The organism is Streptomyces polyrhachis (assembly GCF_042663125.1).
Classification (GTDB): Bacteria; Actinomycetota; Actinomycetes; order Streptomycetales; family Streptomycetaceae; genus Streptomyces; species Streptomyces polyrhachii.
Window position 1 is genome coordinate 80234 of record NZ_JBHSZO010000006.1, and the last position, 10973, is coordinate 91206.

The 10973-nt window shown below is 75.1% G+C and carries 11 protein-coding genes; 7 read left to right on the forward strand and 4 right to left on the reverse strand.

Features of this window, described 5'->3' with window-relative positions; all coding sequences use genetic code 11:
- Positions 1-113 precede the first annotated feature (113 nt).
- Together ACFQLX_RS05690 and ACFQLX_RS05695 are read left to right on the forward strand one after the other, a co-directional pair.
- Positions 114-896: a hypothetical protein gene (locus tag ACFQLX_RS05690; RefSeq protein ID WP_386412651.1), complete on the forward strand. Its 783-nt coding sequence runs from the start codon at positions 114-116 to the stop codon at positions 894-896.
- Positions 897-979: 83 nt separating this feature from the next.
- On the forward strand, positions 980-1609 hold the full coding sequence (locus ACFQLX_RS05695) for a class F sortase (protein ID WP_386412654.1): 630 nt from the start codon (positions 980-982) through the stop codon (positions 1607-1609).
- A gap of 27 nt (positions 1610-1636) precedes the next feature.
- Here the strand turns inward: ACFQLX_RS05695 and ACFQLX_RS05700 are convergent, their stop codons facing one another.
- Positions 1637-2998 carry a dipeptidase gene (locus ACFQLX_RS05700; protein WP_386412656.1) on the reverse strand — a complete coding sequence of 454 codons (1362 nt, stop codon included), beginning with the start codon at positions 2996-2998 and terminating at the stop codon, positions 1637-1639.
- A gap of 179 nt (positions 2999-3177) precedes the next feature.
- On the opposite strand from ACFQLX_RS05700, the gene ACFQLX_RS05705 reads away from it, so the two are divergent.
- The 3 genes from ACFQLX_RS05705 (at position 3178) to ACFQLX_RS05715 (ending at position 6437) form a co-directional block, all read left to right on the forward strand.
- Positions 3178-4398 carry a geranylgeranyl reductase family protein gene (locus ACFQLX_RS05705; RefSeq protein WP_386412658.1) on the forward strand — a complete coding sequence of 407 codons (1221 nt, stop codon included), beginning with the start codon at positions 3178-3180 and terminating at the stop codon, positions 4396-4398.
- A gap of 114 nt (positions 4399-4512) precedes the next feature.
- The gene (locus tag ACFQLX_RS05710) at positions 4513-5775 is read left to right on the forward strand and encodes a sensor histidine kinase (protein ID WP_386412661.1); all 1263 of its coding nucleotides are present in this window, start codon (positions 4513-4515) and stop codon (positions 5773-5775) included.
- Entirely contained in the window at positions 5772-6437 is a 666-nt protein-coding gene (locus tag ACFQLX_RS05715; RefSeq protein WP_386412663.1) for a response regulator, read from the forward strand. Before ACFQLX_RS05710 ends, ACFQLX_RS05715 begins: the two co-directional genes overlap by 4 nt.
- A 54-nt stretch (positions 6438-6491) precedes the next feature.
- Here ACFQLX_RS05715 and ACFQLX_RS05720 read toward each other — a convergent pair whose 3' ends face one another.
- Both ACFQLX_RS05720 and ACFQLX_RS05725 read right to left on the reverse strand, forming a co-directional pair.
- Complete coding sequence (locus tag ACFQLX_RS05720; RefSeq protein WP_386412666.1) at positions 6492-7163, reverse strand: response regulator; 672 nt, start codon at positions 7161-7163, stop codon at positions 6492-6494.
- Between the two features lie 157 nt (positions 7164-7320).
- The gene (locus ACFQLX_RS05725) at positions 7321-8817 is read right to left on the reverse strand and encodes an MFS transporter (RefSeq protein WP_386412669.1); all 1497 of its coding nucleotides are present in this window, start codon (positions 8815-8817) and stop codon (positions 7321-7323) included.
- Positions 8818-8903: 86 nt separating this feature from the next.
- On the opposite strand from ACFQLX_RS05725, the gene ACFQLX_RS05730 reads away from it, so the two are divergent.
- A complete protein-coding gene (locus ACFQLX_RS05730) occupies positions 8904-9281 on the forward strand; it encodes a MarR family winged helix-turn-helix transcriptional regulator (protein WP_386412671.1) in 378 nt (125 codons plus the stop codon).
- Positions 9282-9297: 16 nt separating this feature from the next.
- Here ACFQLX_RS05730 and ACFQLX_RS05735 read toward each other — a convergent pair whose 3' ends face one another.
- The gene (locus ACFQLX_RS05735; RefSeq protein WP_386412673.1) at positions 9298-9711 is read right to left on the reverse strand and encodes a PaaI family thioesterase; all 414 of its coding nucleotides are present in this window, start codon (positions 9709-9711) and stop codon (positions 9298-9300) included.
- Positions 9712-9812: 101 nt separating this feature from the next.
- Between ACFQLX_RS05735 and ACFQLX_RS05740 the strand changes: the two genes are divergently transcribed.
- Positions 9813-10790, forward strand: a complete 978-nt coding sequence (locus ACFQLX_RS05740; protein WP_386412676.1) for a DUF2797 domain-containing protein — start codon at positions 9813-9815, stop codon at positions 10788-10790.
- Positions 10791-10973 lie beyond the last annotated feature (183 nt).

The window sequence follows — 10973 nt, forward strand, 5'->3', positions numbered from 1 at the left end:
TGCGTGCCCCATTCAGCACACTCCACAGCGTGCGCGTGGCGGGGGGTGCATAGCGTCGGGGGCATGTGGCGACGGGCTCCCGTCGTGCTCCCCGACGGATACCAGGAGTTCCGATGCGCACCATATCCACCGTCCTCGCGGCGTCCGCCCTCAGCGTGCTGGCCGTCGGTGTCACCGCACCGGCCACCGCGCAGGGGTCGGGCGGCGACGTCACCTCGTTCGGGTTCACCGTCACACCCAAGGCGGTGAAGCCCGGAGGGCAGGTGAATCTGACGGCCACCGACTGCGAGCACGAGGCGAGAGCGTCATCGGGGGTGTTCGACTCGATTCCGCTGGGTATCGCGGGCGATCCGATGCAGAGCGCGTCGGTGACCGTGGACTGGGACGCCAAGCCGGGCGCCGAGTACACGGTGACGTTCATCTGCGGACCGGAGTCCGGCCGGGCCAAGCTGCGGATCGCCGCCACGTCCGGTACGTCCCGGCCCAGGCCCGGTCCGTCCACGACCAGTGCGCGGCCCTCGCAGAAGCCGGGCAAGTCCGCCTCGGCCTCAGCTTCGGCCTCCGCTTCGGGCTCGGTGCCGGCTTCCACGCCGGCCTCCGCAGCGGGCAAGGAGAAGGGGTCGGCGGCCGCGACCGTGCGGACGAAGCCCTCGACCACCACCTCGGTGAAGCCTACGGCCGCGAAGTCCGCGACCGTGAAGCCCACCGCCTCCCAGCCGGTCAGGCAGCTCCCCGGAGCCGTCACCCCCGTCACCCCCGTCAAGCCGGCCCATCCGGCCCGCGGCGGACTCGGCGGCTCGCAGACCGGGGACCCCCTGCTGCTCGCCTCCGGCACGGCGCTGACCTGCGCCACGCTGGCCGGCGCAGTCATCCTGCGCAGGCGTCGCAGCGCCTAGCGGCCACCGCGGTGCGGTGCGTACCCCACGCACCGCACCGCGCGGGGCCGCCCCACCTCCACGACCGACGCCAGGGGAACCCCTTGACCCACCCCACCCCCAGCAAGGCGCGTGCCCGGATCAGCACCGCGCTGATCGTCCTCGGCTTCGCCGCGGGCATCGCCATGATCTGCTTCGGGCTGTACGGCTTCGGCCCCCCGGCCCCGGACGCCGAGGACGCCCTGATGGACGGCGCGCCGCCCGGCCGCGCCCCGCTGAGCGCCTCCGCGCCCGAGACCGTACGGATCCCCGGTATCGAGGTTGCCGCCCCGCTGGCGCGCGTGGGGCTCGACCCCGAGGGCTGGGTCCAGGCGCCGCCGGCCGAGGACCCGGACACCGCCGGCTGGTACGCGGGCTCGGTGACCCCCGGGGCGCGGGGCACCTCCGTACTCGTGGGGCACGTCGACAGCGAGAGCGGCCCCGCGGTCTTCTACCGGGCGGGCGAGCTGAAGAAGGGCCGCCGCATCGAGGTCGCCCGCGCCGACGGCAGCACGGCCGTCTTCACCGTCTACCGCGTCCAGCTCTTCCAGACCCGGGACTTCCCCAGCGAGGGGGTCTACCGCGACACCCGCCACGCGGAGCTGCGCCTGCTCACCTGCGGCGGCACCTACCGCCCCGGGCGCGGCTACTCGGGCAACACCGTGGTCTTCGCCCGGCTCACCTCGGTGCGGTGAGCCGGGCGGCACCCGTCACACAGGGGCTCAGCCGCGCGAGTCCGCGTACCCGCGCAGGAACAGCGCCTCCGCCAGCGACAGCCTGCGCAGCTCCTCCGGCGAGACGCTCTCGTCCACCGCGTGGATCTGCGCCTCCGGCTCGCTCAGCCCGATCAGCAGGATCTCCGCCCGCGGATACAGCGCGCCCAGCGTGTTGCACAGGGGGATCGAGCCGCCCTGGCCGGCCGCCTGCATCTCCTCGCCCGGATAGGCGGCCTCCATCGCCGCCGCCATCGCCGCGTAGGCGGGGCTGGAGAGGTCGGCGCTGAACGGCTGCCCCTCACCGGCCTGTTCGATCCGCACCCGCGCACCCCACGGGGTGTGCGCCCGGAGGTGCGCGGTGAGCAGCTTCGTCGCCTCGGCCGCGTCCACGCCCGGCGGCACCCGCAGCGAGACCAGCGCCCGCGCGCTCGCCTGCACGGACGGCGTGGCGCCGACCACCGGCGGGCAGTCGATGCCCAGCACCGTGACGGCGGGCTTGGACCAGATCCGGCCCGCGACACCGCCCGAGCCGATCAGCTCCACCCCGTCGAGGACCTTGGCGTCCGCGCGGAAGTTCTCCTCCCCGTACGCGATGCCCTCCCACTCGGCGCCCGCGTCCAGGCCGTCCACGGTCGTCGAACCGTCCGGCGCGCGCAGCGAGTCGAGCGTACGGATCAGGGCGCCCAGGGCGTCGGGGGCGGCGCCGCCGAACTGGCCCGAGTGGAGGTTGCCCTCCAGGGTGTCGACCTGCACCGAGAGCATCGTCATCCCGCGCAGCGTCGAGGTCACCGTCGGCACCCCGACGCGGAAGTTCCCCGAGTCGCCGATGACGACGGCGTCCGCCGCGAGCAGCTCCGGGTGCGCCTCGGCGTACCGCTGCAGACCGCCCGTGCCCATCTCCTCGGAGCCCTCGGCGATGAACTTCACCCCCACCGGCACCCCGCCGTGCTCCTTCAGCGCCCGCAGCGCCGTGAGGTGCATGACGATGCCGCCCTTGCAGTCGGCCGCGCCGCGTCCGAACCACCGGCCGTCGCGCTCGGTCAGCTCGAAGGGCGGCGTCGTCCAGGCCGCCTCGTCCAGCGGGGGCTGCACGTCGTAGTGCGCGTAGAGCAGCACCGTCGGCGCGCCCTCGGGGCCGGGCAGGTACCCGTAGACCGACTGCGTGCCGTCCGGGGTGTCCAGCACCGCGACGTCCTGGAAGCCCTCCGCCTCCAGGGCGCCGGCCACCCAGGCAGCGGCGGCCTGCGACTCGCTGCGGGGGAACTGCTGGAAGTCCGCCACGGACCGGAACCGCACCAGCTCCGCGAGCTCGCTCAGAGCCCTGGGCTGCAACGCGGCGACGGTGTCCGCGAGCTGTTCGTGCTGCATGGGGAACGCTCCTGGGGGGTACGCCGTTGTGTTCGTGGAACGAACGGGGATGCCGACGATCATCCCACAGGGGTGGGGCACCGTCCTTGTCGGTCCTTGTCGGCCTTTCCGCCAGTGCACCGGTCAGCCAGTGCATCGGTCAGCGGCCCCGGTCCCGCCGGGGCCCAGGCGAGTGGAGCATGAGGGACGTGAGCGAGGGAAGCACGCCTGCGGAGGCGGAAGCGGTTGTCTGGGACGTCATCGTGGTCGGCGCGGGACCCGCGGGCTGCGCCGCCGCCCGCGCCGCGGCGCGGCTGGACCGCAGGGTGCTGCTGCTGGAGAAGGCGGAGCTGCCCCGCTACAAGACCTGCGGGGGCGGCATCATCGGGCTCTCCCGAGAGGCGCTCCCGGAGGACTTCGACCTGCCGCTGCTGGACCGGGTGTCGGCGGTGACCTTCACCTACCGCGGCCGGCTCGGCCGCACCCGCCGCTCCCGCCAGCCCCTCTTCGGCCTGGTCAACCGCGCGGAGTTCGACGAGCGGCTGGCCGAGTCGGCGCAGAAGGCGGGCGCCGTGCTGCGTACCGGCGCCTCGGTCGCGCGGGTGGAGCAGCACGGGGCCTCGGTGCCCGACCGGCGCAGCGTGGCGGTGGTGCTCGCCGACGGCGAGACGCTGCTGGCGCGGGCGGTGGTCGGCGCGGACGGCAGCGCGAGCCGGATCGCCCACCACGTCGGGGTGGAGCTGGAGCAGGTCGACCTCGGCCTGGAGGCGGAGATCCCGGTGCCGCCGCAGGTGGCGGCCGACTGGCGCGGGCGGGTGCAGATCGACTGGGGCCCGCTGCCGGGCAGTTACGGCTGGGTCTTCCCCAAGGGCGACACCCTCACCGTCGGCGTCATCGCCGCGCGGGGCGAAGGAGCGGCGACCAAGCGCTACTTGGCGGACTTCATCGACGGCCTCGGCCTGGCCGGCTTCGAGCCGAGCGTCTCCTCCGGCCATCTGACGCGCTGCCGTACGCACCACTCGCCGCTCTCCCGCGGCCGGGTCCTGGTCTGCGGCGACGCGGCCGGGCTGCTGGAGCCGTGGACGCGCGAGGGCATCTCCTACGCCCTGCGCTCCGGGCGCGTCGCGGGGGAGTGGGCGGTGCGGGTCGCGGAGGCGCCCGACGCGGTGGACGCGCGGCGCCAGGCGCTCAACTACGCCTTCGCGATCAAGGCGGGGCTGGGCGTGGAGATGGCGGTGGGGCGCGCACTGCTGGCCGCCTTCTCCCGCCGTCCGGCGCTCTTCCACACCGCGCTGACGGGCCTGCGGCCGGCATGGGTGGTGTTCACGAAGCTGACGCGCGGTACGACGACGCTGGCCTCGATCGTGCGCAGCCATCCGCTGGCGCACCGGGCGCTGTCGATGGTCGCGCCCGCGAAGTGAGCCCGCCGGCGCGGACCACCGGTAGCCGCCCGGGCGGCTACTCCGCAGGGAGTAGCCGCAGGGCCCGCGCCGGGCGGACGCGGCGGGCGGGGGAGGCGGTCTAGCGTGGCGGGCATGAGGTGTCCGCGGCCCCCGTGGGGCGATCAGAGCGAGGACCGGTCGGCGCGTTGGCCCCCGGGCCTGTTCCGGGAGGGCTGGTGGTCCGACCCGCGCGGGCGCCTGCCCTGGCGCTCCACGCTGCTGATCGCCGTGTTCACCGTCATCGGTACGCACGGCGCCGGGCGCGACCCGCGCGGGCGCCTGGAGCCCGACACCCTCGCCTACGTCCTCGCGCTCGGCGCCGTCGCCCTGCTGCTCGTACGCCACCGGCACCCCCGTATCGCCGTCTACGGCACCTGCGCCGCGACGCTCGCCTACTTCGCCCTCGGCTACCCCTACGGGCCGATCATCATCGCCCCCGCCGTCGCCGCCTTCGCGGCCGTCGTCGCGGGGCAGCGGTACACGGCCTGGATCGGGCTGGGCACCCTGCTCGTGGGGCACACGCTCATCGGGCACCTGCTCCACCGCTGGCTGCCGGGGGAGCTGGGCGCCGCCTCGTGGGCGCAGGAGCTGTTCGCCCTGGCCTGGGCGAGCGCCGTGCTCGCCGGCGGGGAGCTGGTCCGTACCCGCCGCGAGCAGTGGGCGCGCGCCGGGGCCGAGCGCCAGGCGGCCCGCGCGCGCCGCGCCGACGAGGAGCGGCTGCGTATCGCCCGCGAGCTGCACGACGTCCTCGCGCACAGCATCTCCGTGATCAACGTCCAGGCCGGCGTCGGCCTCGCCCTCCTCGACGAGCACCCCGAGCGGGCCCGCGAGGCGCTGACGACCATCAAGACCGCGAGCAAGGAGGCCCTGGGCGAGGTGCGCCAGGTCCTCGACGCCCTGCGCGCCCCCGGCGGCGCCCCGCGCGCGCCCGCCCCCGGACTGGCGCGGCTGGCGGAGCTGGCCGGGCACTTCGCCGACGCGGGCCTGAGCGTGGCGGTCAGCGGCGAGGGGCCGCGCACGCCGCTGCCCTCCGGTACGGACCTCGCGGCCTTCCGGATCGTCCAGGAGGCCCTCACCAACGTGGTCCGCCACTCCGCCTCCCGCACCGCCCGGGTGCGCGTCGAGCGCGACCGCACGGCACTGCGCCTGCGCGTCGACGACGACGGACCGGCCGCGAGCGGCCCGACCACCGGCGGGGGCAACGGACTGACCGGCATGCGCGAGCGCGCCGCCGCCCTCGGCGGCACCGTGGAGGCCGGCCCGCGCCCGGACGGCGGCTTCAGCGTGCTGGCCGTCCTGCCGCTGGGGAGTACGGATACGGTGTCCGCGAGTGCGGCCGACGGGGGGAACCTGTGATCCGAGTACTGCTCGCCGACGACCAGGTGCTGGTCCGCGCCGGGTTCAAGGCGCTGCTGGACGCCCAGCCGGACATCGGGGTCGCCGGGGAGGCGGCCGACGGGGAGGCGGCCGTGCGGGCGGTGCGCGAACTGCGGCCCGACGTCGTGCTGATGGACATCCGGATGCCGGTGCTCGACGGTCTCGCCGCGACCCGCGCCATCACCGGCGACCCGGGGCTGGCGGGGGTGCGGGTGGTGATGCTGACCACCTTCGAACTGGACGAGTACGTCTTCGAGGCGCTGCGCGCGGGCGCCTCCGGCTTCCTGGTCAAGGACACCGAACCGGAGGAACTCCTGCGCGCGGTGCGGGCGGTGGTCGACGGCGACGCGCTGCTCTCCCCGGGCGTGACGCGCCGGCTGATCGCGGAGTTCGCCGCGCGCTCCAAGGAGCCCGAGGAGACAGCCGGGCTGCGGCAGTTGACGGAGCGCGAGCGCGAGGTGATGGCGCTGGTCGGCATGGGCCTGTCCAACGAGGAGATCGCCCGCCGGCTGGTCGTCAGCCCCCTCACCGCCAAGACCCACGTGAGCCGCACGATGGTCAAACTGGGGGCACGGGACCGGGCCCAACTGGTCGTGATGGCGTACGAGTCGGGCCTGGTACGCCCCGGCTGGCTCGGCTGAGCGGGTCGGCGCCCGTACGCCCCCGGGCCCCGTACGCACCCGGGCCCCGTACGGCTACAGCCACCGGTACCGGTGCACCGGCCGCCCCGTCCCCCCGTAGCGCAGGCTCAGCTCCGCCCGGCCCGTCTCCGTGAAGTGCTCCAGATAGCGCCGCGCCGCCACCCGGGAGATCTCCGCCCGCGCCGCGCACTCGGCGGCCGACAGCCCCTCCGGATGTGCCCGCAGCACCCGCTCCACCAGGTCCGCCGTGCGCGGGTCGAGCCCCTTGGGCACCAGGCGCGAGACCGTCGGGCGCGAGCCGAAGACCTGGTCGACGTCGGGCTGGCCCGCCGCGCCGCCCAGGGACGCCAGCCGGGAGCGCATCGTCGCGTAGTGCCGCAGCTGCTCGTGCAGGGCGGCCTGGGTGAAGGGCTTGATGACGTAGTGGAGCGCCCCGCCGCGCACCGCGCCGCGGATGGTCTCCGCGTCCCGCGAGGCGGTGATCATCAGCACGTCCGTCTCCGGAAGGCCCGCGGCCCGCAGCGCGCGCAGCACCTCGATGCCGTCCATGTCCGGCAGGTGGACGTCCAGCAGCACCAGGTCCGGGCGCAGCCGCTGCACCGCCTCCAGCGCCTCGGCCCCGCTGTGCGCGACCCCGGCGACCTCGAAGTCCTGCGCCGCCGCCACGTAGCGGCTGTGCAGCTTGGCGACCATGAGGTCGTCGTCGACCACCAGTACCCGGATCACCGCGCCAGGCTAACGCGCGCCACCGACACCGGGTACGCCACCGGGCCGCCGTACGACCCAGGCCCGGCGGTGGGCAGGGGGCGTACGGCGGCCCGGTGGCGGGAGCGGTGCGGCGCTCCCGGCGTGCTCGGTTCCGGTGTGCTCAGTCCCGGCGTGCTCAGTCCCGTGACGAGACCGTCTCCTTGGCGGTCTCCTGCGGCTGCCCGGCGGAGGAGGCCACGACCAGCGAGCGGCCCGCGGAGCGGCGGCCCGAGCGCAGGCCCAGGCCCGTGACGAGCAGGCCCAGCGCGGCGATGCCCGTGACGACGTAGAGCCCGGGGCGGTAGCTGTCCAGGACGGCCTGCGGGGAGGCGCCCGCCTCGGCGCCGCCCGCGGTGACCACGGCGGTGACGACCGCCAGGAAGACCGCGCCGCCCACCTGGACGGAGGTGTTCAGCAGGCCCGCGACCATGCCCTGCTCCTCGTCCCTCACCCCGGCGGTGGCCTGGATGTTGAGCGAGGGGAAGGCCACCGCGAAGCCCGCGCCGAGCAGCAGCATCGACGGCAGGATCACCGCCGCGTAGGCCGGGTCGAGGTCGGTGCGCAGGAAGAGCGCGTAGCCGACGACGTGGAAGGCGAAGCCTAGGACGATCATCCGGGGGGTGCCGTAGCGGTCGATGACCGCGCCGACCCTGGTGGAGGAGAGCGCGACCAGCGCGCCGGCGGGCAGGAAGGCCAGCGCCGTCTCCAGCGCGGACCAGCCCAGGAGCTGCTGGAGGTAGAGCGTGACGATGAACTGGAAGCCGATGTAGGCGCCCATGAAGGCCGCCGCGCCGACGTTGACCTGGACCTGGCTGGAGGAGCGCAGCACCCCGAGGCGGATCAGCGGCTGCTCGGCGCGCAGCTCGATGGCGACGAAGGCGGCGATCAGCACGGCGGCGAGTACGAAGGAGAGCAGCGTGCGCGCCGAACCCCAGCCGGTCTCCGGCGCCTCGACGACGGTGAAGACGAGCGTGAGCATGGCGGCGGTGACGGTGATCGCGCCGGGCAGGTCGTAGTGGCGGCGCCCCTCGGGGCGGGGGCTGCGCGGGATGAGCTTCAGTCCGGCGACGACGCCGGCCAGGGCGATCGGCGCGGGCAGCAGCATCGTCAGGCGCCAGCTGAACTCGGTGAGCAGGCCGGAGAAGACCAGGCCCATGGAGTAGCCGGTGGCGCCGCAGGTGGTGTACAGCGCCAGCGCCCGGTTGCGCATCGGGCCCTCGGCGAAGGTGGTGGTGATGATGGACAGGCCGGCCGGCGCGGTGAACGCGGCGCTCAGGCCCTTGACGAAGCGGGTGGCGATCAGCAGCGGGCCGGAGTCCACCATGCCGCCGAGCAGCGAGGCGGCGGCGAAGGCGCCGAGGGCGATGAGGAAGACGCGGCGGCGGCCCAGCAGGTCGGCCGCGCGGCCGCCGAGGAGCAGCAGGCCGCCGTAGCCGAGGATGTAGCCGCTGACGATCCACTGCAGCGAGGAAGTGGTCAGGTCCAGGTCGGCGCCGATGGACGGCAGCGCCACCCCGACCATGGAGACGTCGAGGGCGTCGAGGAAGAGGGCGGTGCACAGCACGATCAGGGTGCCCCACAGGCGCGGGGTCCAAGCGGACTCGGTGGTAGGGGAGTTGGGCGATGAGGTCATGACCACGAGACTTTCATGCACGCGCATTCAATGCAAGCGCATTTAATTCAGATGCATGGATTTCACGACCCTGGTACCGTGCGTTCATGGCTGCCACCCGTACGGAGCAGCAGGTGGTGCGGGAGTGGCGCGAGATCCGCGCCACGCACGCCAGGACCGTCTGCGAGCTCGACCGTGAACTGCAGACCTTCGGGCTCGGCGCGAGCGACTTCGAGGTCCTCGACCTCCTCGCCGCCGAGGAGAAGCTGCGGATGCAGGACCTCGCCTGCCAGGTCCACCTCAGTCAGAGCGCCCTGTCCCGACTGGTCGCCCGGCTGGAGAAGAGCGGCCTGGTCGAGCGGGGGATGTGCCCGCTGGACCGGCGCGGCGTCTCCGTCTGCCTGACCGACGAGGGGCGTGGGCTGCACGCGCGGGCGCTGCCGGTGCAACGGGCCGTGCTGGAGCGGGCGTTCGGCTCCTCCTGAGTCTCGCCGGCCGGCGTCAGCCCAGCAGCGCGTACACCGTCGACGCGCGGGCGGCCGGCTGCGCCGCGCCCTCGGGCGTCATGGTGATCTCCGCGAAGGCCATGCGGCGGCCCAGCTTGGTCAGTTCGACCGACACCGCCACGTCCGCGCCGACCACCGGGCGCAGGAAGGACGTCGACTGCTGCACGGTCGTCATCGGGACGAACCCTCCGCGCGCGGCGCTGACCGCGATCACCGTGGCCGTGTCCGCCGCGGCCATCAGCGCCTGCCCGCTGAGCGCGCCGCCTTCCCGGGCCAGGCGCTGCGACCAGGGCAGCAGCAGCACGGTGCGCTCCTCGTCCGCCCGTACGACCCGCAGGCCCAGCTCCAGCACCCAGGGGGCGAAGTTGTCGGCGAGTACCGTGGCGGCGTCTTCGAGGCTCAGGGTCACTCGGCCATTGTGGCGGCGCGTCGGCGCCCCGCACAACGGGACGGGGCGCCCGCTGCCGGGTGCGGCGGTCGATTGTCGGACCCGCCTCCTACCCTCGCCCCATGGACGATCGACGCACTGGCGGGCAGCCCGAGCCCTGGCGCTGCGGTGGGCTGCGCTGGGCGCCCGAGGGGCCGGGCTGGTCCTGGTGGCAGCCGGGCGCCCCGGGCGGTGGCGGCTCCCCGGGCGGGGGAGCGCGGCAGGGCGGGCGGCTGGTGCTCGGGGAGCGGGTGGCGCTCGCCGTGCCGCAGGGCGCCGAGCGGCGGTGCGCCGGCGTGTGGCGCGCCGGGCGACGACTGCCTTGCCCGCAGGGGGAGTTGATCGCCCCCGAGGCGCGCCGCGAGCAGTGCGCGGGCTGCGCCGCGCTCGACCGTACGCAGTCCGTCGCCGCCGACACCGTGCCCGACGACCCGCGGCCCTACACCGTCTATCTGGCGTGGTTCGCCCCCGGCCTGACGAAGATCGGCATCACCGCCGCCGAGCGCGGCCCGCGCCGGCTGCTGGAGCAGGGCGCCGTCTGCTTCACCCGCCTCGGCGAGGGCCCGCTGATGTCCGCCCGCCGCGCGGAGTCCGTCCTCGGCGCCGCACTGGGCATCCCCGACCGCGTGCACGCCCCGCGCAAGCGCGCCGGGCGCCTGCGCCTGCCGCCGCGCGAGGAGCGCCTGCGCGAGCTGCGCGCCGTGCACACCGCGGCCCACCGCGTCCCCGGCTGGCGCGACACCCTGCGCCCCGCGCCCTGCGCACCCGTCGACCACGCGGCCCTCTTCGGCCTGGAGCCCCGCCCGCCGCGCCCCACCGCCGAGGTCACCTCCCTGCCGCCGGGCTGCGCGATCCGCGGCGTCCTGCTCGCGGCGGCGGGCGGCGACCTCTATCTCGCCACCGGGCAGGGCGAGTTGCTCCTCGACTCCCGCCTGGCCGCGGGCTGGCCCCTCATCCGCCCCGACCCCGCTGACTCCGCCGACCCGGCCGGCCCCGCCGGCCGACTCCCGCCGACCACCGCGCCGCCGCCGTCCGCCCCGCCACCGGAGAGCCTCTTCTGACCCCGGCGCGCGCGGGCGCCCCGGCCGCTCGACCCGCCCGCGTACGAAGCGGGGAGCACGGCGCACCCCCGCCCGTACTCCCCGGGGAGCAGCGCGGGTGCCGCTGGCCGTAGGACGATTTCGCGAGCCGGAAAGCGGAGCCTCGTAAGCGAAGGGAAAACCCCGCCGCTACCGAGGAGATGA

Excerpts from the sequence above, each read along its gene's own strand:
- ACFQLX_RS05740 (WP_386412676.1), top strand. The coding sequence starts at position 9,813 with ATGGACGATCGACGCACTGGCGGGCAGCCCGAGCCCTGGCGCTGCGGT.
- ACFQLX_RS05700 (WP_386412656.1), bottom strand. The coding sequence starts at position 2,998 with ATGCAGCACGAACAGCTCGCGGACACCGTCGCCGCGTTGCAGCCCAGG.
- ACFQLX_RS05710 (WP_386412661.1), top strand. The coding sequence starts at position 4,513 with ATGAGGTGTCCGCGGCCCCCGTGGGGCGATCAGAGCGAGGACCGGTCG.
- ACFQLX_RS05730 (WP_386412671.1), top strand. The coding sequence starts at position 8,904 with ATGGCTGCCACCCGTACGGAGCAGCAGGTGGTGCGGGAGTGGCGCGAG.
- ACFQLX_RS05725 (WP_386412669.1), bottom strand. The coding sequence starts at position 8,817 with ATGACCTCATCGCCCAACTCCCCTACCACCGAGTCCGCTTGGACCCCG.
- ACFQLX_RS05705 (WP_386412658.1), top strand. The coding sequence starts at position 3,178 with ATGAGGGACGTGAGCGAGGGAAGCACGCCTGCGGAGGCGGAAGCGGTT.
- ACFQLX_RS05690 (WP_386412651.1), top strand. The coding sequence starts at position 114 with ATGCGCACCATATCCACCGTCCTCGCGGCGTCCGCCCTCAGCGTGCTG.